The 23,662-nt window shown below is 71.5% G+C and carries 18 protein-coding genes; 10 read left to right on the forward strand and 8 right to left on the reverse strand.

The features are described 5' to 3' along the window. Positions 1-14 precede the first annotated feature (14 nt). From ABZ470_RS21555 to ABZ470_RS21575, 5 genes are all read right to left on the reverse strand, one after another. Positions 15-9,347: an amino acid adenylation domain-containing protein gene (locus ABZ470_RS21555; RefSeq protein WP_362913250.1), complete on the reverse strand. Its 9,333-nt coding sequence runs from the start codon at positions 9,345-9,347 to the stop codon at positions 15-17. 37 nt (positions 9,348-9,384) lie between these two features. Continuing rightward, positions 9,385-9,600, reverse strand: a complete 216-nt coding sequence (locus ABZ470_RS21560; protein ID WP_352012432.1) for an MbtH family protein — start codon at positions 9,598-9,600, stop codon at positions 9,385-9,387. A 34-nt stretch (positions 9,601-9,634) separates the two neighbouring features. Then, a complete protein-coding gene (locus tag ABZ470_RS21565) occupies positions 9,635-10,441 on the reverse strand; it encodes an alpha/beta fold hydrolase (protein WP_362784786.1) in 807 nt (268 codons plus the stop codon). A gap of 346 nt (positions 10,442-10,787) precedes the next feature. Then, positions 10,788-10,946 (reverse strand): hypothetical protein, encoded by a 159-nt coding sequence (locus ABZ470_RS21570; RefSeq protein ID WP_362913252.1) that lies wholly within the window; start codon positions 10,944-10,946, stop codon positions 10,788-10,790. Positions 10,947-11,123: 177 nt separating this feature from the next. After that, positions 11,124-11,456, reverse strand: a complete 333-nt coding sequence (locus tag ABZ470_RS21575) for a hypothetical protein (RefSeq protein WP_352012435.1) — start codon at positions 11,454-11,456, stop codon at positions 11,124-11,126. Positions 11,457-11,669: 213 nt separating this feature from the next. Between ABZ470_RS21575 and ABZ470_RS21580 the strand changes: the two genes are divergently transcribed. Then, positions 11,670-12,608: a LuxR C-terminal-related transcriptional regulator gene (locus ABZ470_RS21580; RefSeq protein WP_352012436.1), complete on the forward strand. Its 939-nt coding sequence runs from the start codon at positions 11,670-11,672 to the stop codon at positions 12,606-12,608. Here the strand turns inward: ABZ470_RS21580 and ABZ470_RS21585 are convergent. After that, entirely contained in the window at positions 12,605-13,864 is a 1,260-nt protein-coding gene (locus ABZ470_RS21585) for an MFS transporter (protein ID WP_352012437.1), read from the reverse strand. The genes ABZ470_RS21580 and ABZ470_RS21585 overlap by 4 nt on opposite strands. 125 nt (positions 13,865-13,989) lie before the next feature. Here ABZ470_RS21585 and ABZ470_RS21590 point away from each other — a divergent pair, with 125 nt between their 5' ends. Further along, positions 13,990-14,619, forward strand: a complete 630-nt coding sequence (locus ABZ470_RS21590) for a helix-turn-helix domain-containing protein (protein WP_362913254.1) — start codon at positions 13,990-13,992, stop codon at positions 14,617-14,619. On the opposite strand, the gene ABZ470_RS21595 is transcribed toward ABZ470_RS21590, so the two are convergent. Next, positions 14,567-15,778, reverse strand: coding sequence for an MFS transporter (locus ABZ470_RS21595; RefSeq protein ID WP_362913256.1), 1,212 nt, complete (start codon positions 15,776-15,778; stop codon positions 14,567-14,569). The two genes, ABZ470_RS21590 and ABZ470_RS21595, sit on opposite strands and share 53 nt — an antisense overlap. Before the next feature lie 263 nt (positions 15,779-16,041). On the opposite strand from ABZ470_RS21595, the gene ABZ470_RS21600 reads away from it, so the two are divergent. The 6 genes from ABZ470_RS21600 to ABZ470_RS21625 all read left to right on the forward strand — a co-directional run bounded on the left by ABZ470_RS21600 (position 16,042) and on the right by ABZ470_RS21625 (position 21,048). Next, a complete protein-coding gene (locus tag ABZ470_RS21600; RefSeq protein ID WP_362913258.1) occupies positions 16,042-16,836 on the forward strand; it encodes a hypothetical protein in 795 nt (264 codons plus the stop codon). Continuing rightward, a complete protein-coding gene (locus tag ABZ470_RS21605; protein WP_362913260.1) occupies positions 16,836-17,948 on the forward strand; it encodes a histidine kinase in 1,113 nt (370 codons plus the stop codon). Before ABZ470_RS21600 ends, ABZ470_RS21605 begins: the two co-directional genes overlap by 1 nt. Next, a complete protein-coding gene (locus tag ABZ470_RS21610) occupies positions 17,945-18,586 on the forward strand; it encodes a response regulator transcription factor (RefSeq protein ID WP_352012442.1) in 642 nt (213 codons plus the stop codon). Before ABZ470_RS21605 ends, ABZ470_RS21610 begins: the two co-directional genes overlap by 4 nt. Before the next feature lie 234 nt (positions 18,587-18,820). Continuing rightward, entirely contained in the window at positions 18,821-19,723 is a 903-nt protein-coding gene (locus ABZ470_RS21615; protein ID WP_362913262.1) for an NAD(P)H-binding protein, read from the forward strand. Continuing rightward, positions 19,720-20,556 carry an NAD(P)H-binding protein gene (locus ABZ470_RS21620; RefSeq protein ID WP_352012444.1) on the forward strand — a complete coding sequence of 279 codons (837 nt, stop codon included), beginning with the start codon at positions 19,720-19,722 and terminating at the stop codon, positions 20,554-20,556. The genes ABZ470_RS21615 and ABZ470_RS21620 overlap by 4 nt, the downstream gene beginning before the upstream one ends. 186 nt (positions 20,557-20,742) lie before the next feature. Beyond that, positions 20,743-21,048, forward strand: a complete 306-nt coding sequence (locus tag ABZ470_RS21625; protein ID WP_362913264.1) for a hypothetical protein — start codon at positions 20,743-20,745, stop codon at positions 21,046-21,048. A 175-nt stretch (positions 21,049-21,223) separates the two neighbouring features. Here ABZ470_RS21625 and ABZ470_RS21630 read toward each other — a convergent pair whose 3' ends face one another. Next, a complete protein-coding gene (locus ABZ470_RS21630) occupies positions 21,224-21,655 on the reverse strand; it encodes a helix-turn-helix domain-containing protein (RefSeq protein WP_362913266.1) in 432 nt (143 codons plus the stop codon). Between the two features lie 97 nt (positions 21,656-21,752). On the opposite strand from ABZ470_RS21630, the gene ABZ470_RS21635 reads away from it, so the two are divergent. Further along, entirely contained in the window at positions 21,753-23,087 is a 1,335-nt protein-coding gene (locus ABZ470_RS21635; protein ID WP_352012447.1) for an MFS transporter, read from the forward strand. Then, positions 23,084-23,554: a pyridoxamine 5'-phosphate oxidase family protein gene (locus tag ABZ470_RS21640; protein WP_352012448.1), complete on the forward strand. Its 471-nt coding sequence runs from the start codon at positions 23,084-23,086 to the stop codon at positions 23,552-23,554. The genes ABZ470_RS21635 and ABZ470_RS21640 overlap by 4 nt, the downstream gene beginning before the upstream one ends. Positions 23,555-23,662: the final 108 nt, after the last annotated feature.

Consider the following 23,662-nt stretch of genomic DNA (forward strand, 5'->3'; position numbering starts at 1 on the left):
AGATCACGGGCTGCTCAGCGCCTGGGCCGCAACGCGGGCCTGGCCGGGCCGGACTTGGGGAGTTCGTCGACGACACCGGCGACGGTGGGGGCGTTGAACAGGGAGCGGATCGGCAACTCGGCGCCGAGAACGGTGCGGATGCGGCTGACCAGCTTGGTGGCGAGCAGCGAGTGTCCGCCCAGGTCGAAGAAGCCGTCGTCGATGCCCACCCGTTCGAGGCCGAGGACCTCGGCGAACAGGCCGCACAGGATCTCCTCCCGCGGGGTGCGCGGGCCACGACCACCGGCCGTGCCGAAGTCGGGTGCGGGCAGCGCGCGCCGGTCGATCTTGCCGTTGGCCGTGACGGGCAGGGCGTCCAGGACCATCACCGTCGGCACCATGTAGGCGGGTAACCGGGCGGCGACGTGCTCACGCACCTGTTCGGGGACGGCCTCCCCGGTGACGTAGGCGACCAGGCGTTTGTCTCCCGGCCGGTCCTCACGGGCGACCACGACCGCCTGCCGTACCGAGGGGTGCTCACCGGTCACGGCCTCGATCTCGGCGAGTTCGACCCGGAAGCCACGGATCTTCACCTGGTCGTCGGTACGGCCGACGAACTCGATCTCTCCCGAGGCGTTCCAGCGGACGACGTCCCCGGTGCGGTACATCCGCCCGCCGTACGGACAGGCCACGAACCGCTCAGCGGTCAGACCAGGCCTGCCCACGTAACCGCGGGCCAGGCCGGTGCCCGCGATGTACAGCTCGCCCGCGACCCCGGCCGGGACCGGCCGCAGTCCCTCATCCAGCACGTAGACGCGGGTGTTGTCCATCGGGCGACCGATGGACAGCCGCCCCGGCCCGGCATCGAGCTGGGTCACGCAGAGCGTCGTCTCGGTCGGGCCGTACAGGATCCGGATCGTGACGCCGGGGTTCGCCTCGCGCACCTGGCGCACCGCGGCGGGCGAGACCACGTCGCCTCCGGTCAGCACCTCCCGCACCCCCGCGAAGGCGTCGGGGTCCTCCTCGGCGATCACCCGGAACAGACCGGCCGTGACGTGGACGTGGGTGAGGTCGTGCCGTCCGACCAGGGCACGGATCCCGGCCGCGTCCACGTTGCCCGCCGGCGCGACGACCACCTGGCCGCCGGAGAGCAACGGCACCCACAGCTCGTAGGTGGAGGCGTCGAAGGCGTGCGGCGCGTGGAACAGGATCCGCTGTTCGTACGGCTGCCGCCAGCACCTGTCCATCACCAGGTCGATCACGTTCTGGTGGGTGACCGTGATGCCCTTGGGCGTCCCGGTCGATCCTGAGGTGAACATGACGTAGGCCGTGTGTTCTGGCCGGGTCGTGTCCGGTGGGGTCGTGACGGGCACCGGGGTTGTGGGTGGGGTGATGGTCAGGGTGGTGATGTGGAGATCGTGGGTGGTGTCGGTGAGCAGGAGGGTGGCGCCCGCGTCGGTCAGGATCCGCTGGAGGCGTTCGGTGGGTTGCCGGGGGTCGAGGGGGAGGTAGGCGGCTCCGGCCTTGAGGATGCCGAGGATCGTGACGACCAGGGCGGGCGAGCGGTCCATGAGCAACGCGACCGGGGTGTCCGGTGCCAGGTCTTGGCCGAGCAGGGTGTGGGCGAGGTGGTTGGCGTGGGTGTCGAGGTCGGCGTAGGTGAGGTGGGTGTCGCCGGAGACGACGGCCACGGCGTCGGGGGTCCTGGCGGCCTGTTCGGCGAACAGGCGGTGCAGGGTGGAGACGACCTGCGGGACGGCGGTGTCGTTCCACCCGGTCACCAGTAGCTCCCGCTCCTGCGGAGCCAGGATCTCCAGGGTGGCGACGTGCTGTCCGGGGTCGTCGGCCACCGCCCGCAGCACCCGGACCAGCCGCTCGGCCAGAGCCGTCACGGTGCCGTGGTCGAACAGGTCGCAGGAGTACTCGATCATGCCGGTCAGGCCGTCGCCGGTCTCGGCGAAGTTGAAGGCCAGGTCGAACTTGGCGACGTCCAGGTCGAAGGGATACTCCCCGCACTCCAGCCCGGCGAACTCCTCCGGCAGCGGGGTCTGGCTGTTCATCGCGATGAGGGTCTGGAAGAGCGGGTGCCTGGCTGGGACCCGCTCGGGGTTGAGGTGCTCGACGAGCCGTTCGAAGGGCACGTCCTGGTGGGTGTAGGCGTCCAGGTTGGTCGTACGGACCCGGTCGAGCAGTTCGGTGAAGGTCGGGTTTCCCGACAGGTCGGTGCGCAGCACCAACGTGTTGACGAAGAAGCCCACCAGGTCGTTGAGCGCCTCGTCGGTGCGTCCGGCCGTCGGGGTGCCGAGCGGGATGTCCGTTCCGGCTCCGAGGCGGCTGTAGAGGGTCGCGACGGCGGCCTGCAACAGCATGAACAGGCTGACATGGTGCCCTGCGGCCAGCCGGACGAGCCTGGCGTGCAACTCGGCGTCCACCTGGAACGGGGCGTTCCCACCCCGGTGGCTCGCCCGGTCCGGCCTGGGCCGGTCGTACGGCAGCGCCAGTTCCTCCGGCGTCCCGTCCAGTGCGTTGCGCCAGTGGGTGAGCTGCCCGTCGAGGAGGGTGTCGAGGAGGTCGCGTTGCCAGAGGGCGTAGTCGGCGTACTGCACCGGCAGCGGCGCCCAGTCAGGGGCGTCCCCGGCCAGTCGTGCCTGGTAGGCGGCGGCCAGGTCGTCGAACAGCGGCCTCAGCGACCAGCCGTCCCCGGCGATGTGGTGCAGCAGCAGGACCAGCACGTGCTCGTCCGCACCGTGCGACAGCAACCAGGCCCGCACCGGGATGTCCACGGCGATGTCGAAGACGTGCTCGACGGAGATGCGTTCGACCGCCGCGCGGACGTCGGCGTCGTCCGCGCACACGCGCGTCTCCAGTACCGGGCGGGCGTTCTCGGCGAGCCGCAGGCGGGGCAGTCCTCCGACCGAGGGGAAGGTCGTCCGCAGTGCCTCGTGCCTGGTCACCACGTCGGCCAGCGCCGCGTCGAGCGCCGAGGTGTCCACGGGGCCGCGTAGCCGTACGGCCAGAGGGGTGTTGTAGAGGGCGCTGGGTCCTTCGAGTTGTTCGATGAACCACAGGCGTTGCTGGGCGAAGGACAGCGGGACGTGCTGGGGCCGGGTCATGGCGGCCAGGGCGGGCCGTACGGCACCGGCCTGCTCGGTGGCCAGGTACCGCTCCAACCTGGCCACGTCCGGGTTCTCGAAGAGCGCCCTGATCGGCAGCTCGACCCCCAGGACCGTGCGGATCCGGCTGACCAGCTTCATCACCAGGAGTGAGTGTCCGCCCAGGTCGAAGAAGCCGTCATCCAGGCTGACCCGTTCGACCCCGAGGACCTCGGCGAACAGGCCACACAGGACTTCCTCCCTCGGCGTGCGCGGCTCACGCCCCTCGTTCGCACCGACCTCGGGCTCGGGCAGGGCGCGGCGGTCGATCTTGCCGTTGGCCGTGACCGGCAGGGCGTCGAGAACCACCACGAACGGCACCATGTACCCCGGCAACCTGGCGGCGACATACTCACGCACCTGCTCGGAAGTGGCCTCCCCGGTGACGTAGGCCACCAGCCGCTTGTCGCCCGGACGATCCTCCCGGACCACCACCACGACCTGACCGACCGAGGAAAGCCCCCCGACCACCGCCTCGACCTCACCCGGCTCGATCCGGAAACCACGGATCTTCACCTGGTCATCACTACGGCCGACGAACTCGATCTCCCCCGAGGCGTTCCACCGCACCAGGTCCCCGGTGCGGTACATCCGCCCGCCGTACGGACAGGCCACGAACCGCTCAGCCGTCAGACCGGGCCTGCCCGCGTATCCACGGGCCAGGCCCTCGCCCGCGAGGTAGAGCTCGCCGGCCACTCCGGCCGGGACCGGTTGCAGCGCCTCGTCCAGGACGTAGGCCCGCATGTTGTCCATCGGCCCGCCGATGGGCACCGAGGCAGGGACGGAACCGGCCGAGCGCATCGGGTGGCAGGTGGCGAAGGTCGTGGTCTCGGTCGGGCCGTACCCGTCGACCACCGTCAACCCGGGACAACTCTCCAGCACCCGCCGAACCGAAGCCGGGGAGACCACGTCGCCGCCGGTCCACACCTGCCGAACCGCCGCGAAACACTCCGGCGCCTCCTGCGCCACCAGGTTGAACAACCCCGCCGTCAACCACAGCGCGTCCACCCCACCACCGGACAACAACCGGGCGAAATCAGCCGTGGCGAGCTGCCCCGGCGGCGCCACGACCACCTGACCGCCCGACAGCAACGGCACCCACAGCTCGTAGGTCGAGGCGTCGAAGGCCAGCGGGGAGTGGACCAGCACCCGGCGGTGCTCCTCTCCACCGAACCGGCCGTCGGCGGCCAGCGCCACCACGTTCCCGTGGGTGACGGCCACGCCCTTCGGCACCCCCGTGGACCCCGAGGTGAACATCAGGTAGGCCCGGTTGTCCGGCAGGACGCGGACGGCGGGACGTTCCCCGGCCTGCTCCGCCGCGTGCACCCGGATGGTCCGCAGCCGGTCAGAGCCGGTCAGCGGGTGTCCCTGGTGCGCCTCGTCCACCAGCAGCAGCCCGGCGCCGCTGTCGGCCAGCACGCGGCTGAGCCGTTCCAGCGGGTGGCGGTCGTCGAGCGGCACGTACAGGCCGCCGCCCTTGAGGATCGCGAGCAGCGCGGCCACCTGGTCGGCGGAGCGGTCCATCAGCAACGCGACCGGCGTCTCCAGGCCCATGCCCGCCGCGGCCAGCCGGTCGGCCAGCCGTTCCGCCCGCAGGTCGAGGTCCCGGTAGGTCAGCTCCTCATCGCCGCAGCGCAGAGCCACCGCGTCCGGGACGCGCGCCACCTGTTCGGCGAACAGCTCAGGGAGGCTCCGCTCGGGGACCGGCCCCGCGGTGTCGTTCCATCCGCCGAGGATCTCGGCCCGCTCCCCGGGCGTCAGGACTCCGGCCTGGCCGACCGGTGCCCCGGGGTCGTCCAGCAGGTGGCCGAGCAGTCGTTCGAACCGGCCGAGCAGGGTCGTGGCCGCCTCGCCGGTGATGACGGAGGGCTGGTGGTCGAGATGCAGGCCGAGCCGTTCGCCGGGGGTGACCGCGAGCAGCAGCGGGTAGTGGGCGCTGTCGGCGTCCTCGACGAGTGCGACGTCCAGGACGCCTTCGACGCCGAGAGGCGCGTTGTCCGGGTAGTTGCCGTAGACGACGACGGTGTCGAACAGGCCGCCGAGCCCGGCGCACCGCTGGATCTCGGCCAGCCCCAGGTGCTGGTGGTCCAGGAGTTCGGCCTGTTCGGCCTGTACCCGGGTGAGCAGCGCCGCCCAGCTCTCCGCGGGGCGGACCCCGATCCGGACGGGGACGGTGTCGATCAGCAGGCCGACCATCCGCTCCACGCCGGGGATCTCGTGCGGGCGGCCGGAGACCGTCATGCCGAAGGCGACGTCGCCCCGGCCGGTCAGCCGGGTCAGCAGCACCCCCCAGACCGCCTGGATCACGGTGTTGACGGTCACGCCGTGCCGCCGGGCGAGCCGTACGAGCCGGTCGGTGGTCTCGGCGGGCAGCTCCCTGCGCAGCCGCAGGGGCGGTTCCGGCGCCCTCTGGCCGGGCGCGACCAGCGTGGGCTCCTCGAATCCGGTCAGCGCCGCGGTCCACGCCCGCCTGGCGGCCTCCCGGTCCTGCCGGCCGACCCAGGCCAGATAGTCCCGGTACGGCACGCGGCGCGGCAGCGCGGAGTCGTCGCCGGAACTCGCGTACAGGGCCCACAGCTCCTCGGCGAAGATCGGCATGGACCAGCCGTCGAGCAGGATGTGGTGGATGGAGGCGACGAGCCGGTGACGTTCCGGTGCGGCGCGCAGCAGCAGCCAGCGCACCAGCGGTGGGCGGGACAGGTCGAAGCGGCGGGCGCGTTCCTCCTCGACGATCCTCGCGGCGTGTTCCTCGAAGTCGTCCACGCCGGACAGGTCGATCTCGGTGAAGGGCGCCCGCGCGCCGTCCACGACGACCTGGAGCGTCGAGCCGTCCTCGCCCCGGTGGAAGGCGGCGCGCAGGTTGGGGTGGCGTTCCAGCAGCGCCGTGGCGGCGGCGCGCAGCCTGGGCACCTCAAGCTCCCCGGTCAGGTCGAAGCTGCACGCGGCGGTGTAGACGTCGGCGGCCCCCAGGTCGTACTGGGAGTGGAAGGCCATGCCGCTCTGCGTCGCGGACGCGGGCCAAACGTCGCCGATCTCGGCGGGCCGGTGCGCGGCCACCAGGGCGTCCAGTCCGGCCTGGTCGATCTCGACGAGGGGGAAGTCGGAGGGGGTGTAGGTGTTCACGGTGCTTCGCCGTACGTGGGCGGCGATACCGCGCAGCGCGGTGAACCAGGCCTCGGCGAGTTCGGCGGTCTCCCGCTCGGTGAGCAGTTCGCCCGCCCAGGTCCACTCGGCCAGCAGCGCCGGGCCCTTCGGGGTGTCGAGGGTGAGGGCGTCGAGGCCGAGGGCGTGCGGCAGCGACATGCCGGGTTCGCCGCCCTCGCCCACCAGGTCGGCTCCGGCCAGCCAGTCCTCGCCGGTGACGTCGTCCATCGGGAAGCGGCCCAGGTAGTTGAACTCGATCCTCGGTTCGGGGTGTTCGCCCAGGACGGCCCCGGTCTCGGGGTTGAGGTATCTGAGCAGGCCGTAGCCGATGCCGTGGTCGGGGATGGCGCGCAGTTGTTCCTTGACCCGTTTGAGCGCGGCGCCGACTCCCGCGCCTCCGGCGGTCACCTCCGGCCAGGGAACCGTGCCCGGGTCGAGCCGTACGGGGAAGACCGAGGTGAACCAGCCGACCGTCCTGGACAGGTCGACCCCGTCGACGATCTCCTCCCGGCCGTGTCCCTCGACGGCCACGAGCACGGGCGTCCCAGAACCGGGAGTGCGGCGTGCGCGCCAGTGCCCGAGAGCGAGGGAGAAGGCGGTCAGCAGCACGTCGTTGACCTGCGCGTGGAAGGCGGCGGGGGCCTGGGTGAGCAGTGGTTCGGCGATCTCGGGCGGCAGCGCGAGGCGGAGTGAGCCGACGGTGGCGTAGGTGTCGCGGGCCGGGTCGAAGGCACGTCCGCCGAGCGGTGTCTCCGGTGTCCTCAGGGTCTCGGCCCAGAACGGCAGTTCGGCCACGCGGGCGGGGGACAGGGCCGCCTCGCCGAGCCGCCGCGCCCAGTGGCGGAAGGAGGTCGGCACCGGTTCGAGCGGCGTTCCCGGTTCGCGCAGCGCCGCCAGCAGGTCCGCCTGGAGGGTCCGCCAGGACACCCCGTCGACGACCACGTGGTGGACGACGAGCAGCAGGCGCGCGCCGTACCTGACCGCCTGGAGCATCACCCCGGCCTCGGGCCGCAGCCGGGCCGGTGCCGTGCGCGCCGCCGCCGCGAAGTCCGCCTCACCGGTCACGAACTCGACCACGTCCCCGGCGCGCACGGCGCCCTCGGGCCGGGTCCAGAGCCGCCACGGCCGTACGGCGGGCGCCGAGGTCCGCATCCGCAGCACGTCGTGCCGGTCCAGTACGGCCTGCAGCGCGGCGGTCAGCCGTTCGTCGGTCGTCTCCGCGGGGATCGACAGGCTCATCGACTGGTGGTAGCCGTCCAGCGGGCCCCGCTGCGCGGCCAGCCAGGCGATGACGGGGGTCTGCGGGACCTCGCCGAGATTGGCGCCCGCCTCCTCCGTCACGGTGGGCCGTTCCTCGACCGTCCCGGCGATCCTGGCCAGGGCCGCCACGCTGCCCGCGGTGAAGACGTCACGCGGGCTGATCCGCAGCCCGGCCCTGCGTGCCTCGGAGACCAGCTGGATCGCGGTGATCGAGTCGCCGCCGAGTTCGAAGAAGGACTCCTCGACCCCCACGTCCGCCAGGCCGAGGACCTTCCGGTAGAGCTCGTGGAGGGTCCGCTCCAGCTCGTCGGCCGGGGCGGGCGTCCCCACGTCGGCCTGGCCGAAGACCGGGGCGGGCAGGGCCTTCCTGTCGACCTTTCCCGCCGCGTTGAGCGGGAACGTCTCAAGCACGACGACGGCGGCGGGCACCATGTAGTGCGGCAGCCTGCCCGCGCAGTGCTCACGCAGTTCGGCCGGGTCGGCCTGGCCGGTGACGTAGCCGACGAGGAGCCTGCGGCCGGGCTCGTCCTGCCTGGCCAGCACCACGGCCTGCCGTACGGCGGGGTGCCCGGCCAGGACCGCCTCGACCTCGCCCGGTTCGATGCGGAAGCCGCGGATCTTCACCTGGTCGTCGGCTCGGCCGACGAAGTCGAGCTGCCCGTCGGGGCGCAGCCGTACCCTGTCGCCGGTGCGGTACATCCGCTCGCCCGGCTCGCCGAAGGGGCAGGCCACGAAGCGTTCCGCGGTCAGGCCCGGCCTGCCCACGTAGCCCCGGGCCAGTCCGGGTCCCGCGACGTACAGCTCGCCCTCGGCGGCCGGGCGCAGGGAGTCGTCCAGGACATGGACGTGGGTGTCGCGGCAGGGCAGGCCGATCGGCGGTTCCTCGTCACCGGTCAGGGGGCCGCTCATGGTGGCGGTGACCGTGGTCTCGGTGGGGCCGTAGCCGTTGAAGACGGCGTGCCCGGCGCTCCATCGGGAGACCAGTTCGCGGGGGACCGCCTCCCCTCCGACGACGATGGCGCGCAGGGTCGGCAGCGGCACGTCGGGCAGCGTGGCCAGCATCGCCGGCGACAGGTCGGCGTGGGTGATCCCGTACTCGTCGATCAGGCCGGCGAGCTCCTCGCCGACCATCTGGCTCTGTTCGCGCGGCAGCACGAGGGTGGCGCCGTTGGCGAGGGTGTTGACGATGTCCGAGACGGAGACGTCGAAGCTGAGGGAGGCGCCCTGCAGTACGCGGCTGGTGCCGTCGATGCCGGTCAGGCCCGTGTGGGTGGCGACCAGGGCGGCGAGCCCCGCGTGGGTCACGGCCACGCCCTTGGGGGTGCCGGTCGAGCCGGAGGTGTAGATGACGTAGGCGGTGTTGGCCGGGGAGAGGGTCCGCAGCGGGCCCTCCCCGGTCCCGGTGTCGGTGGGGGAGTCGGCCAGGAGGAGGGGGACGCCGCAGTCGGGCAGGCCCGGAGCCGTCTCCGCCGAGGTGAGGACCAGCTTCGCCCCGGAGTCGGCGACCATGCGCGTGATCCGGTCCGCGGGCAGGGAGGGGTCGACCGGCAGCCAGGCCGCCCCTGACTTGGCGATCGCGTAGACGGCCGTGATCGCCGTGACGGACCTCGGCAGCGCCAGGGCGACGACGTCCTCCGTGCCGACTCCCCGCCCGGCCAGCAGCCGGGCCAGCCGACCGGCCCGAAGGTCCAGCTCGGCGTAGGTGAGCCGGGTCTTCCCGGCCACCAGGGCGACGGCGTCCGGTGTCCTGGCCACCTGTGCCCCGATCAGTTCCGGCAGCGTCGCCGGGGGCACCCCACCAACCGCGGACATGCGGTTCCCTCCTTCGGCTTTCCCGTACGCGTCGTCGTCAGCTGTTGTCTTCCATGGCGGCGATCAGGCTCTTCGGCCGCATGTCGGTCCACGACCGCTCGATGTGGTCGAGGCACTCCTGACGGGCGGCCTCCCCGAACACCACCTCCCATCCGGCCGGGACCGGGCTGAAGGTCGGCCAGAGCGAGTGCTGGCCCTCGTCGTTGACGAGCACGAGGTAACGGGCGTCCGGGTCCTCGAAGGGGTTGGCCATGACGGTGTTTCCTTTCTCAGCGGTTCTGGGTCTTTCACCCGAGGACGAACAGGAGGTTGGAGCGGGAGGGGCGGCCGGCCGGCGGGGTCTCCAGGCGGGCGAAGAGGTCGCGGGCCAGCTCGGGAAGGTGTTCCGCGAGGTAGAAGTGGCCGCCGGGGAAGGCCCGTGTGGAGAAGGCGCGGGCGGTCGCCCTGGACCACGCGGCGACCGTTTCCGCCCCGACGCCCGGGTCGTCCGTGCCGTGGTAGACGTGGACGGGACAGTCCAGCGCGGTCGTGGCCGGTTCGGTGTAACGGTCCAGCAGGCGGTAGTCGGCCCGGATCGCCGGCATGATCAGCTCACGTAGTTCCAGGTTGTCGAAGACGCTCATGTCGGTCCCGCCGAGCCGTCCGACCCGTTCGATCAGGGCCTCGTCGTCGGCGTCCCCGAGCCCGAGCCTGGGCGCCAGCCAGGGCGCCGCGCAGCTGGAGGCGAAGAGCGTTCTGAGTGTGATGCCGTACCGCGCCGACAGTCGTACGGCCACCTCGTAGGCGACCAGCGATCCCAGGCTGTGGCCGAAGAAGGCCAGGGGCGCGTCGTCGAACCGCGCGCAGGCGTGGGCGATGGAGTCGGCCAGTTCACGCATGTCCTCGGCGAACGGGTCGCAGAGTCGTTCCTCCCGTCCGGGGTAGCGGACCGCGAGGAGTTCGACGCCTTCCGGCACCGCCGATTTCCAGGTGCGGAAATACCCGGCGGAGCCGCCGGAGTGCGGGAAGCAGACCAGCCGGAGGTTCGGTCTGGGGCACGGATTTATCGCGTGGAACTGACGCTCCGAGGTCGCGACCGGGTTCGTCGGCGGCATGTCGCGTCCTTTCGTCGCTGGACGGTGGCTTTTCATGAGGGTTCTCGGGAGAGGCGGGGAAACCCGTGACGGGCGTCCGTGAGAGGGTTTTTTCCGCGCACGCGGCAGCAGAATGTTCGTCTGAGGAAAGGGGTTCACCGGCGCCCGCTGTCAATGGGCGACTTCGATGACCTGCAATAACGGCCGGCCGGAGTAAGAAGGGGCGGTGATCCGCCGTCATAAAGTCCATGCCGAGGCGGGGGAGTCAAACAAATGGCGAGCCGGGTTCCGGGGCCGGGTCCCACGGCCGGGCTCCGTGTGCGTGGCCCGAACAGGCCACACGGGCCGCCGCCGGACTACCGCCGGGTCACTGCCAGCCGGTTCCGCTCTGGGCGACCACGGCGGCGGAGACTCCGGACGCGGCGGTGTCCACGGCTCCGGCGGCGAAAGCGGCCAGGACGGCGAGGGCGGAGACGGCCAGGAGGGTGACGACGCGGGAGGGGAGGGTGCGCAGGCTGTCGAACATGACGAGAGTCCTTATCGGATCAGAGCCGTGTGGCTCCGGCTGGGCGGTCGGCGCCTCGTCAGGCCGCCTTCCAGGTTGCTCATCCCGGGGTGTGAGACTTATCTTCATCACCGTTTCCCCTGCTCGGAAGGGGATCGAGCTGGCCTGTCTATGCCGTGGCCGGAACCGTTCACCGGTTCATCCGGAGAACTCTCCGGGGGTTTCCCGCTCGACGAGCAGCTCGTAGAAGGGCCCGACGAGGGGCACCTGCGCCGTGACCTGCTCCCACTCCCGCAGTTCGTCGTGGGCGGCCAGAGCGCGGCGCACCACGGCGGCGGCCCGCTCCTCCGCCTGCTCAAGCCCGTCGGCGCCGAGGACGACCCCGAGCACCGGGTACGGCCTGGCGTGCGGGTGCACGGCGACGTGCTCGATGCGCTCGTCGGGGACGGCCGTGGCCAGGACCCGGCCCGCCACGTCCGCCGGCAGGCCGCTTCCGGCCGACGACCTGACCTGCACGTGCACGAGGTACATCGGCGCTCGCTTTCTCGTGGCGAATTGCGATTGCCACTGACCGGCAGTGGGGAGGTATGTCATAAAAAATTAAAGTTTTTGGCGAAATGAACCTTGCTATCCCGGTTGGGGCTCTGCGACGATTCCGGTCAACGGCGATGTTCGATCCAAAAGGAAATGCAGGTGCTCACTTCCCTGGGGTTGACTAAGGTCGCTGAGTCTGTCTATCGTGCGATGCTGACCCGGCCGAACGAGGGCGTCAGCGAACTCGCCGAACGGCTCTCCTGCGAAGCGGGCGACATAAGGTCCGCACTGGATGAGCTGAGCGAACTCGCTCTGATCCGCCCCTCGCAGCAGCAGAACGGACATCTGCACGCGGTCTCGCCCGACATCGGAATGCAGATTCTGCTCAGCAGGCAGCAGGCCGGTCTGATCGCGCAGCAACAGCGCCTTGAGGAGTCCCGCGCCGCCGCCGCCCGGCTCATCGCCGACCACGCCAGCCTCAGATCCGAGACCGGGGGCGCCGGGGTCGAGCAGATCGTCGGCATCGACAACATCCGCGACCGGATCGCGGTGCTCTGCCGTGCGGTGAGCAGGGAGATCATGACCTTCGCGCCGGACGGCGCCCAGACACCCGAGAACCTGGAGAGCGCCCGCCCGCAGGACGCGGCGGTGCTGGAGCGGGGAGTACGGCTGCGCGTCGTCTACCTCGACAGCCTGCGCAACAACCAGCCGACCGTCGACTACGCCAACTGGATCGTCCAGCGCGGCGCCGAGGTGCGGACCGTGGCGACGCTCCCCAACCGGATGATCATCCTGGACCGTGACACCGTCGTCATCGCCGTCTCCAGCGACAACACCGCCGCCGGGGCGGTCGTCCTGACCGGTGAGGGCACCGTGACCGCCCTGTGCGCGCTGTTCGAGAGCGTCTGGGCCAACGCCAGGCCGCTGTCCAGCGCCGTCCCGATCAACGCGCACGGCCTGTCGCCGCAGGAGCAGAGCGCGCTGGCCCTGCTGGCCGAGGGTCACACCGACGAGGCCATCGCCAAACGGCTGGGCGTCTCGCCCAGGACCTCCCGGCGGCTGGCCGCCACGCTCATCGAAAGGCTCGGAGCCCGCAGCCGGTTCGAGGCCGGCGTGCGGGCGGTGCGCCAGGGCTGGCTTGAGCATTAGGCCCCCGAGTCCTGTGGTTGCGGCCACCGGGCGGTGCGGATGACACGCTTGCTCAGGGCGTAGACCCCGGCGGCCAGGAAGACGCCGCTGACGGTGAGCACCGCGGGAACGGGCCCGGCATACTGCAGCAGGAGCCCGGCGACGAACGGGCCGAGGGCCGCGCCGACCGTGAGCATGGTGATGGTCGCGGTGATGGTCCGACCACGCAGGGCGTCCTCGACCTGGCGGAAGATCAGAATGTCGACCAGCACCATGGTCGCGGGCAGCGGCAGGACCGCCAGCGCCAGCACCACGCCGTACCACCAGAAGCCGAGCGGCACGGCCAGCGCCGCGGTGAGGGCGCCGCCCCAGGCGTAGAGCCCGATCAGCAGCGCGCCGGGGCTCAGCCTGCTGTGCAGGACTCCGATCAGACCGGCTCCGGCCAGCCCGCCGATCGACACGATCGTGAAGGCGAACCCGACCTCCGCCTCCGAGCCGCCGTTGGTCTTGATCAGGACGACCACCAGCAGGTCGAGCGCGGAGCCGCCGAGGTTGAGCACGCTCAGCGCGATGATCGAGGCGCGCAGCACCGGGACGCGCAGCAGCAGCGCGAGCCCGTCCAGCATGCCTCCGCCGGACCGCGCGCGCCGCTCCCTGCTGGCCTCCCTGTCCCGGGGTACGGCCAGCGCGCAGAGCGCGGACAGGAGGTACCCGGCAGCGATGCCGATGACGGGCAGGGTGCGGGATGCGGCGTAGAGCATGCCGCCGAGCGCCGGGCCGATGATCGAGGCGCTGTGCGACCTGACCTCCTCCTGGGTCAGCGCGCTGGTCAGCTGGGCGGGCGGGACGACGCTTCGGGTGGCCAGCATGCGGGCCCCGCTGGACAGCGGCTGCGTGGCTCCGGTGACCGCCGCGACGGCGAGGAGGTGAACGACGCCGAACGTGTCGTAGGCCAGGGCGAGCAGGAGCGTGGCGAACGCCAGCGCCCGCACGAGTTCGGAGACGATGAGCAGGGTCCTGCGGTCGTAGCGGTCGAGCATCGCCCCGGCGGGGACGCCCGCCGCGAAGGCGGCCACCCCGGTGACCAGGCCGTACAGTCCGGCGACCATCGCCGACCGGGTCACCGCGAGCACCAGCACGGGGATGGCGACCAGGGCCATGTTCACCGACATCGCCGCGCCCGCGCCGCCGACCCACAGGGCCTGGAAGCGCCGGTTCCTGCGTAACGGCAGGTCAGCGGAGTCTGCCTGCGCCTGGGGCGTTTCTGTCACCGTCATCGTCTTCACTCTCGTTCTCGACGCCGTGATCATTCACATCATCACACTCATTCATGCTAACGTGAATGTTGACGGATGCGCTACTGTAACGCAACCAGTGAAGCTGACCGGCGATGGAGCCCGAGATGATGGAAGCCAGCCTGTCCGAGAGCGCGGTCGTCGACGTCCGCAGGATCACCGACCTGGAGACCCTCCGCATGGTCGCGGACCCCCTGCGCCTGTCGATCCTGGCCGCCTTCCCCAGCGGAGAGCAGGCCGACCCCCTCACGGTCAAGGAGCTGGCCGAACGACTCGGCGAGAACCAGACGAAGCTGTACCGGCACATCAAACAACTCGAAGAGGCCAACCTGATCTACGTGGCGCAGACCAGGGTGGTCTCCGGAATCATCGAGAAGCGCTACCGGCCGACGTATCGCAGGCTCACCATCGAGAACGACGTGTTCAACCTGGCCCAGGACTCGGAGGACTTCAGCGACACCACGCTGGCACTCCTCGAATCGGCCCGTGACCGGCTGCGCGCCGACCTGCGCGCGGGCCGGGTCCCGCTCGACCCGCCCGCCTACGGCCCCGACCTCAGCCTCCAGATCAGCAGCGTCCGGGTGAACATGACGCCGGAGCGGTACGTGCGGGTGCGCACCGCGATCACCGAACTGATCGAGAGGGAGGCCTACAGCGACGAGAGCCCCGGCGCCCTTCCCGTCGTCATGAACGCCCTCCTCTACCCGACCCTGGAGGAGCCCCCTCAGCCGAGCTGAACGCGCGCAGGGAAACCGCCATGAGCAGCGCGACCAGCCCGCCGCAGATCATCACGGTGGAGACCGAGAATGCGTCGACGACACGGCCACCGAGGAAGGCGCCGAGGGCGAAGGTCGCCTGGAAGGAGGAGGTGAAGACGACCGTGGCGGCCTCGGGCGTGTGAGGACTCGCGGCGATGAACGACGCCTGCGAGCAGACGGGCACACCTCCGTACGCCAGGCCCCAGAGCACGAGCGACGCCACGGCCCCGACGGCTGTTCCTCCGACCGAGGGCAGAGCCAGGGTGGTGGCCGCGATCAGGCAACCGCAGACCGCGAAGGTGGCTCGCGGGTGTGCGACGACGGCCCTGCCCGCCAGGAAGTTGCCTGCGACTCCCGCGACGCCGTACGCCAGCAGGACGGCGCCGACGGCCGCGGGAGCCAGGCCGGTGACCTCCTGGAGGAAGGGCGTGACGTAGGTGTAGGTGCCGAAGTGGGCCAGGACGACGAGGAAGGTCGCCGACAGGGCGACGGCGGTACCCCGGGCGCGCAGCAGGTCGAGCAGGACACGAGGGCTGGTGGCCTGCTGGGCGGGCAGTGGCGGTAGCAGCGTCAGCAGGGCGGCCAGAACCAGGACGGCCAGCGCGGCCAGGACCAGGAAGGCGGTCCGCCAACCGGCGAGGTCGCCGATGAGGGTACCGGCCGGTACGCCGAGCACGGAGCCCAGCGGTACGGAGGAGAAGATCACAGCGGTGGCGGTGCCGACGGCGGGCGGGGGCACCAGGCGACCGGCCAGCCCCGCTCCGATCGACCAGAAGCCGCCGATGGTGAGACCGACGAGCGCCCTGGAGATCAGCATGACCCAGTAGGAGGTCGCCACCGCGGCCAGCACGTCGGCCATGGCGAGCACCGCCATGAGGACGCACAGCATCACGCGGCGGTCCAGGCGCGCGGTGGTCAGTGTGACGGTGGGCGCGGCGACCGCGGCGACGACTCCGGGCAGTGTCATGGTCAGCCCTGTGGTGCCGTCGGAGACGCCGAAGTCGGCGCCGATGACGGGCAGCAGGCCGATGGGCAGGATCTCGCTGGTGACGATGGTGAAGATGCCCAGCATGAGTGAGACGACCGCGAGCCAGCCGATGAGGGGCGAGCGGGGCCGGGCGAGCGTGATGGTGGACATGGTTCCCGTTCGGACAGGTGCGTGTGGCGTACGGGCACTCAGCCAAGCAGCGACGAAGCACCGGGTACCGGCATGTTTCAGACCTGACCGATTCCTTTTCGCGGTGGCCGGGGTCTCCATGAGAGAGCGGCCGAGCACCGGGCCGATCTCTCATGGACGCGCTGACCCGCCGGGTGCGGGCCGTGTCAATACCTCTCAGGTCAGATCTCGTCCGGACCTGACGGAGACGCGGCCCGCAGGCCTCGGCCGGAATCGTTGACGTCATGCGACTCCAACGAATGCAGATCTCGGCGCTGATCGTCCTCGCGCTGACCGCCGCGCTCGCCCTCGTGCCGCTGCCGGCGCTTCCCTACACCGCGGGCTTCGCTCCCCACTGGGTGACCGTATCGGCCGCCGTGCTGAGCGCGGTGTTCGTGGTGCGACCGCACGCCGCGGGGTTGCTGCCCGCCGTCCTGCTGCTGTGGTCGGCGGGCGGCATCGTGCTTGACGCGTTCCGCGCGTTCTTCGCCGTCACGGGCATCCCGGCGGGGGAGTTCGCGCGGGTCGACTGGCCCGGGATGGCGCTGCGCGGGCTCAGCCTGGCGGGATGCGCGCTGCTGGGGGCGCTGGTCCTGCGTCACATCCGGGTGCCCGGCGGGTCGTGGCTCGGGTACAGCGCCTTCGCGGTCGGGTTCGTCTATCCGACGGCCAAGCTGTACTGGTCGTTCGGCGGCACGCTGCTGCGTCCCACGGGGTACGACGAGGGCCTGCCGTACGGCGAGCTGATCATGCTGGTCGTCGGGGCGGCCGGTTCCCTGGCGCTGGTCCAGCGGTGGGGGCGGTGGCTGCCGAGGCGGCTGGTGCTGGCGGGCGGTTGGACGGGCGCCGCTATGTTGACCACCATGGGAACCATGTCCGTTTTCGGTACGCTGTCGCAGCTGCTCGGCCTCACCCGGGGGCCCGTACCGCTGGCCGATCCCTCGGCCGTGGTGACGGTCGGGCTGGTGTACGGGAGTTGGCTGCTGTTCGGGCTGGCGGTCGGCGGGGCCACACTGGCCTACCAGCGGGCGACGGTGTGATGACGCCACGGCGCGCGGACATGGTGTCGGCCTTCGTCGCCGGGGTGCCGTTGTTCTCGCTGTCGGTGGTGGTCGCGGTGCTCTCGGTGCCGGGAGCGCGCGCGGGCCTGCTCGTGGCGGCATGCCTGGTGGCGCACGTGGCCGTCGCGTACCGCCGGACATACTGGGCGTTTCTCGTGGTCGCCGCCGCCTTCGCCGTCCAGGTCGCCGTGACCGGGCTGTTCCTCGTGCTGCCGTCGGCGTTGGTCTTCCCGTTCATGGTCTACTCCTGCGCCGCGTACGACCGGCGCCGCCCTCCGCTGGCCGTGGGCCTGGCGGGGGCCGGGGTGGCGGCGGCCAGGTTCGCGACCGACTCCAGCGTGGCCGCCGCGGCCCTGGGGCCGAACCCGTGGTTACTGTTCGGGCTGCTGGCCGCGGTGGTGGTCTCGGCGTGGGGGTTCGGTCTGTACCGGCGGACCCAGCTCGCCTACGTCGACCTGTTGCGGGAGCGGGCCCGTGACGCCGCCGCGCGGGCGACCGCGGCGGAACGGGCCAGGATCGCCAGGGAGATGCACGACGTGGTCGCGCACGCGCTGGCGGTCATCGTCGCCCAGGCCAGGGGCGGCCGGTTCGCGCCCGCGCGCGCGGCGGAGATCCTGGCCACGATCGAGGACACCGGGCGCACGGCGCTCACGGACATGCGGGCCGCCGTCGGCGTGCTGCGCGCCGTACCCGGCGGGGCGCGGCCGTCACCGGGGCTGGCCGACCTGCCGGAACTGCTGGAGCGCACCAGGGGGGCGGGGCTTCCCGTGACCGAGATCGTGCGGGGCACGGTCCGCCCTCTCGGACCGGGCATGGAACTCGTCGTCTACCGGACGGTTCAGGAGGCGCTGACCAACACGCTCAAGCACGCGGGCCCCGGTGCCTGCGGCACGGTCATGCTGGAGTGGGCACAGGACGACCTGCGCCTCACCGTCAGCGACGACGGCAGGCCCCCGGCGGGGGCGCCAGGGACGGGGAACGGGTTGACGGGAATGCGGGAGCGGGTGGGCGCCGTGGGCGGAACCCTGGAGATCCGGACGGGGGAGGCGGGCGGGTTCGTCATCGAGGCGCGCCTGCCGTATCGAGCATGACGATTCGGGTCTACGTCGTCGACGACCAGGATCTGGTGCGTACCGGTACGGCGATGGTGATCGACGCGCAGGAGGACATGCGAGTGGTGGGGCAGGCCCGCGACGGGGCGGAGGCCCTGGCGGGGCTGCGCGCGGTGACGGCGGACGTGGTGCTCATGGACGTGCGGATGCCGCGCATGGACGGGGTCGAGGCGATCAGGCGGCTGCCGATGACGGACGAAGGGCCGAGGGTGATCGTCCTGACCACCTTCGACCTGGACGAATACGCCTTCGCGGCGCTGCGGGCCGGAGCGTCGGGTTTCCTGCTCAAGGACGCCCCCGCCGACGAGTTGCTGTCCGCGGTGCGGACCGTCCACCGTGGGGACGCGGTGATCGCGCCGTCCACGACGCGGCGTCTGCTCGACCACGTCGCGCGGCGCCTGCCGGACGTCACGCCGGACCCGCTGACGGAACGCGAACGCGAGGTGTTGCGGCACATCGCCTGGGGCGAGACGAACGCCGAGATAGCGGGATCGCTGTTCCTCGCCGAGGGCACCGTCAAGACCCACGTCGGCCGCATCCTGGGCAAGCTCGGGCTGCGCGACCGGGTCCAGGCCGTCATCTGGGCGTACGAACACGGCCTGAACAACCGTTCCTGAGCCCGCGTTCCCGCGCGGGACGACCCGGCGGGCGGGGGAGCCTCGCGGGGCCGTCGAGCACCGTTTCCGGTGGTCACGCGGTTCTCAGGCGGCGCTCCGCCGTGATGCCTTGGAACGATCCATATGCGAGCTCCTCGGGAACCGGCCTACCATCCCGGGGCCGGGGCGCCGCCGCGAAACCACGGCAACGGACGCGGCGGCCCCCATTGCCCATCCGGAGTTCAGAGGAGCAACGTGACGATTTTAGTGACGGGGGCGACCGGCAACATCGGCCGCCATGTGGTGCGGGGGCTGGTGGGCGCGGGCCAGCGGGTACGCGCCATGGTCCGCGACCCGCGGGCGGCCAGGACGCGTCTTCCCGAAGGGGTCGAACTGGTCCACGGGGACTTCACCCGGCCGGACACCTGGCCGCGGGCGCTGAAGGCGGTCGAACGGGTCTATCTGTTCCCGTACGCCTACCAGGAGCCGGGGTCCGCCGGGCCCGGATTCACGGAGGAGGCCGTGGCGGCGGGGGTGCGCAGGTTCGTGGTGCACTCGGCCGCCGCGGCCGGGTTCGCCCCGTCCGACGATCCGAGTGCGCTGGGCCGTCACCTGGAGGAGGAACGCCGGGCCCATCGCGGTCTTGAGACGGCGGTCGAGGCCACCGGCAGGGAGTGGACCCACGTCCGCCCGGGTCTGCTCGCCGCGCGCGCCCTCGGCTGGGCGGGTTCGATCCGCGCCGAGCGGACGGTGCGCGAACCGTACCCCGCCTCGGGGTATCCGCTGGTCCACGAGGCGGACGTGGCCGAGGTCGCGGTGGCCGCGCTGCTGACCGACGGGCATCTCGGCGCGGCGTACACCGTCACGGGCCCGGCCAAGGTCACCCAGGCCGAGCAGGTGTCGGCGATCGGCGCCGCCATCGGCGCGCGGGTGCGCTTCGAGGAGCTGACCCCGTCACAGGCCCGCGTCCGGTGGCTCGCGGAGGGCTGCCCACCGGAGATGGCCGACTGGCTGGTCGAGCTGATGGCCGCCGCCGTCGAGGGCACCGGCGCGCTGGCGCCGACGGGCACGTACGAGGAGATAACCGGCCGTCCACCGCGCACCTTCGCCAGGTGGGCCCGGGACCACGCGGCGGACTTCACGGGGAAGGCGGCATGACGATCCTGGTGACCGGGGCGACCGGGGAGGTGGGCCGGTGCGTCGTCACGGAGCTGCTGAGGTCCGGCCACGCCGTACGGGCCCTGACCCGGCGTTCCGCCACTGCCGGCCTGCCCGGCGGGGTCGAGGTGTTCGAGGGGGACCTGGAGCGTCCCGAGTCGCTGCGGGAGGCGCTGACCGGCGTGGAACGGCTCTATCTGTTTCCCGTGCCACAGGCGATCTCCGAGGTCGTCGCGCTGGCGGCCGAGTCCGGGGTGCGGCGGATCGTGAACCTGTCGGGTGCCCTGGCCGACGACGCGATGTTCGCGGACGGCTACCAGGTGGTCGAGCGCGCCGTCGAGGAGTCCGGTCTGGAGTGGACGCACATCCGGCCGGGGGAGTTCGCGCGCAACTGGCTGGACTGGGCGCCGTCGATCCGCGCGGAACGGGTCGTGCGCCGTCCGTACGGCGGGGCGGTGACCCAGCCGATCCATGAGGCGGACGTGGCCGCCGTCGCCGCGGCGGTCCTTCTCGGGGAGGGTCACGCGGGCCGTACCTACACCTTCGCCGGACCGCGGTCGCTCACCGTCGCCGAGCAGGCCGAGGCGATCGGGCGGGCTCTCGGCGAACGGGTGCGCTTCGAGGAGCAGGACCCGGTGACGGCGCGGGAGCAGTGGGTTCGGCACGGCTATCCGGCCACCGTGGTGGACTGGCTGTTCGGGATATGGGCCGAGTCGGCACGTGATCCCGCCCCGCTCAACGAGGAGTGGGCGACGCTCGTCCCGCGTCTCACGGGCCGCCCGGCCCGGACCTTCGACGAGTGGGCCGCCGATCACGTGACGGCCTTCAGATAGTCACCGCCCGGGGAGGGGGCCGCCTCCTCCCCGGGTTCGGCATGGACCGCGGGGCTTACGAAAAGGGCACCCGAAGTGGGGAGCGAAGGTTACATCAACCCAGCTGTAACGCTAGATAGTCAGCCGACTACCGTCGGTAACATAACGGGTGGTTGTCTCTCCTATCTCAGAAAGGACACCACCCCCATGCGTTTCTCCAGCCACCTGCTCACCATCACCTTCGCCGCCGTCTCGGCGGCCGGCGCCCTGGCCCTCGCCGCTCCCGCCCAGGCCGACGCCACCCCGACCTACACCTGCGACCAGGTCCTGCCCGGTGCGGTCGTGCTGGGGCACGGCAACTGCGTCGCCTCCAACGGCGCGGCCACCGAGGGTGAGTTCCAGGGCGAGTCGCTGGTGGTCGCCCGCCAGGCGCCGGTGAGGTTCCACTGCCGGGCCGGTGGCCGCGCGCAGCTGCCCGACGGCGTCGTCGCGGCCGGTTGCCGACCGGCTTAGAACGTTCCAGGCGTCGTTCGTCCCGCGCGGCCAGGCGCACCCCCTCGCCCGCGCGGGACGGCCTCGCCGGACCGCACGGCCCCCGTTCCGGCTCCGGTCGGCGGGGGCCGCGTTCGTTCACGGCACCCCACCGCGGAGCGCGCGGAAGCCGCGCGGCGACAACGCGGCGACACGGCTACGGGAGGGCCGCCTCAAGCTCCCGCTGGTCGAATTCGGAGCGGGCGTCGGAGATCTCCTGCTGGTGGTCCTCCGTCCAGATCACCAGCGTTTTGATCACCTCGTGGAGAGAGATGCCGAGCGGGGTCAGCTCGTACTCGACCCGAGGCGGCACCACGGGATAGACGGTCCGCTTGACCAGCCCGTCCCTCTCCAGGTTCCGCAACGTGACGGTGAGCATGCGCTGACTCACGCCGTCAACGGTGCGGCGCAACTCGGAGAAGCGCATCGTCTGGCGGTCAAGAAGGGCGATCACCAGCAGCGACCACTTGTCGGCGACACGGTCGAGGATGTTCCGTACGTCGCAGTCCGCCCGGACGTCCCACTGTCTTGCCTGGTCGGCATCGGTTCCCGTGCAGTAACTCAGTGCCTTTGAAGTGCCGTCTTCCATAGTTCCCCCACGGTGACGCAAGATTCCTTCGTTACTAAAGAGAACCACGGGAGAAGTCACTGTGTCTACCATCGTGAGATCCCCCCGGACCTGGGGGATGTTGTTCGTTCTTTGCGGAGCGATCTTCCTGGAGGGCATCAACGTCGCCATGCTCAACGTGGCGCTGCCGGCGATCCGGGCCGAACTCGGCCTGTCCACCGGCGAACTCCAGTGGGTCATCAGCGCCTACGTCCTGGGCTACGGCGGGTTCATGCTGGTCGGCGGCCGTGCGGCCGACCTGTTCGGCCGCCGCCGGATGTTCCTGGCCTGGCTCGGGGTCTTCCTGGTCGTCTCGGCCCTGGGAGGCGTCGCCGACAGCGGCGGGGTGCTGATCGCAGCCCGGTTCGTGGCCGGCGTCGCGGCCGCCGTCATGACCCCCGCCGGGCTGTCGATCATCACGACCAGCTTCGAGGAGGGCCCCCAGCGCAACCAGGCGCTGCTCGTCTACTCCGGTACGGCGGCGGGTGGCTTCTCGCTCGGGCTGGTGCTCGGCGGCCTGCTGGCCGAGGTGAACTGGCGGCTGGTGCTGTTCGTGCCCGCGGTGCTCGCCCTGGTCATCCTCGTGCTGGCCGTACGGCTGATTCCCACGACCCCGGCGGAGCAGGCCACGGACCGGCGGGTGGACGTGCCGGGCGCGGTCACCATCACCGGCGCGATCATGCTGCTGGTGCTGGGCATCGAGCGGGCCGCCCACGTGAGCGCCGGTCTGACCGCCGCCATCCTCCTGGCCGGGCTCGCCCTCCTGGTGCTGTTCGTCCTGATCGAACGGAAGTCCCCGGCTCCGCTCCTGCGGCTCGGCATCCTGCGCTCCGGATCGCTGGTCCGGGCCAACCTTGCGGGCCTGCTGTTCGCCGCCGCCTTCTTCGGTTTCCAGTTCATCGCCGTGCTCTACCTGCAGGAACTGCGCGGCTGGAGCTCGATGCAGACCAGCCTGGCCATGCTCGCCATCGGCGCGGACGCCATCCTCGCCCCGACCCTCACCCCCCGGCTGGTCACCCGGTTCGGCAACGCCAAGGTCATCCTGGGCGGGCTGCTGCTGGCCGTCCTGTCCTACGTGTTGTTCCTGCCGATCGGGACGGACACCGTCTACCTGGCGATGTTCCCCACCATGCTCATCCTCGGCCTGTCCTTCGCCCTGGCCTACGGGCCGCTGACCATCGTCGCCACCGAGGGTGTCGACGAGAGCGAGCAGGGGCTGGCCGGCGGCCTGCTGTACACGTCCTTCCAGTTCGGCGCGGCCCTCGGGCTCGCCGCCAGCACCGCCGTCATCGTCGCCGCCGGCGAAGGTGATCCGCTCGGCGCCTACCGCGCCGCCCTGTCCGTCCCCATCGTCGCCGCCGTCCTCGCCGCCGCCTTCAGCGCGTACGGCCTGCGGAAGGAGTCCCTCCGATGACCACGTCCTTCGCCGAGATCGAGAGCGAGTTCAACGCCTACATCGGTGCCATCCGGTACGCCACGATGGTCACCGTCGACTCCGGGAACCGCCCCCGCACGCGCATTCTCATTCCCATCTGGGAGAACGTGGACGGCAAGCCGCGCGGGTGGCTGGCCACCTACAAGACCCCGGTCAAGGCGGCCCACCTGGCGGGCAACCCGCACACCTCCTTCTCCTACTGGAAGCCCGGCAACAGCTCGGTCGCCATCGAGGCCACGGCCACCTGGGACGACGACCTGGAGACCAAGCGCCACGTCTGGGACCTCTACCGGGCGACCAGCCCGCGCGGGGCCGGATACGACCTCGGGGCCTTCTGGAAGTCACCCGCTGACCCCAGGCTGCACGTCCTGCGCCTCGAACCCTGGCGCATCCAGGTGATCCGCGGCACGGATCTGCGCAGCCGCATCTGGACGCCTCCGGTATGACGCGGGCTACAGGGGTGGGGGGGGGGGCGCCCCGGGGGCCGGCCCCCCCCCCCCCCCCGCGGGGGGGGGGGGGGCCCGGCCCCGCGGGGGGGCGGGGCGGGGAGGAGG

The organism is Streptosporangium sp. NPDC020072 (assembly GCF_040631445.1).
Lineage (GTDB): Bacteria > Actinomycetota > Actinomycetes > Streptosporangiales > Streptosporangiaceae > Streptosporangium.

Coding starts and splice junctions, on each gene's coding strand:
- ABZ470_RS21555 (WP_362913250.1), bottom strand. CDS start 9,347: ATGTCCGCGGTTGGTGGGGTGCCCCCGGCGACGCTGCCGGAACTGATC.
- ABZ470_RS21560 (WP_352012432.1), bottom strand. CDS start 9,600: ATGGCCAACCCCTTCGAGGACCCGGACGCCCGTTACCTCGTGCTCGTC.
- ABZ470_RS21565 (WP_362784786.1), bottom strand. CDS start 10,441: ATGCCGCCGACGAACCCGGTCGCGACCTCGGAGCGTCAGTTCCACGCG.
- ABZ470_RS21570 (WP_362913252.1), bottom strand. CDS start 10,946: ATGTTCGACAGCCTGCGCACCCTCCCCTCCCGCGTCGTCACCCTCCTG.
- ABZ470_RS21575 (WP_352012435.1), bottom strand. CDS start 11,456: ATGTACCTCGTGCACGTGCAGGTCAGGTCGTCGGCCGGAAGCGGCCTG.
- ABZ470_RS21580 (WP_352012436.1), top strand. CDS start 11,670: ATGCTGACCCGGCCGAACGAGGGCGTCAGCGAACTCGCCGAACGGCTC.
- ABZ470_RS21585 (WP_352012437.1), bottom strand. CDS start 13,864: ATGACGGTGACAGAAACGCCCCAGGCGCAGGCAGACTCCGCTGACCTG.
- ABZ470_RS21590 (WP_362913254.1), top strand. CDS start 13,990: ATGATGGAAGCCAGCCTGTCCGAGAGCGCGGTCGTCGACGTCCGCAGG.
- ABZ470_RS21595 (WP_362913256.1), bottom strand. CDS start 15,778: ATGTCCACCATCACGCTCGCCCGGCCCCGCTCGCCCCTCATCGGCTGG.
- ABZ470_RS21600 (WP_362913258.1), top strand. CDS start 16,042: ATGCGACTCCAACGAATGCAGATCTCGGCGCTGATCGTCCTCGCGCTG.
- ABZ470_RS21605 (WP_362913260.1), top strand. CDS start 16,836: ATGACGCCACGGCGCGCGGACATGGTGTCGGCCTTCGTCGCCGGGGTG.
- ABZ470_RS21610 (WP_352012442.1), top strand. CDS start 17,945: ATGACGATTCGGGTCTACGTCGTCGACGACCAGGATCTGGTGCGTACC.
- ABZ470_RS21620 (WP_352012444.1), top strand. CDS start 19,720: ATGACGATCCTGGTGACCGGGGCGACCGGGGAGGTGGGCCGGTGCGTC.
- ABZ470_RS21625 (WP_362913264.1), top strand. CDS start 20,743: ATGCGTTTCTCCAGCCACCTGCTCACCATCACCTTCGCCGCCGTCTCG.
- ABZ470_RS21630 (WP_362913266.1), bottom strand. CDS start 21,655: ATGGAAGACGGCACTTCAAAGGCACTGAGTTACTGCACGGGAACCGAT.
- ABZ470_RS21635 (WP_352012447.1), top strand. CDS start 21,753: ATGTTGTTCGTTCTTTGCGGAGCGATCTTCCTGGAGGGCATCAACGTC.
- ABZ470_RS21640 (WP_352012448.1), top strand. CDS start 23,084: ATGACCACGTCCTTCGCCGAGATCGAGAGCGAGTTCAACGCCTACATC.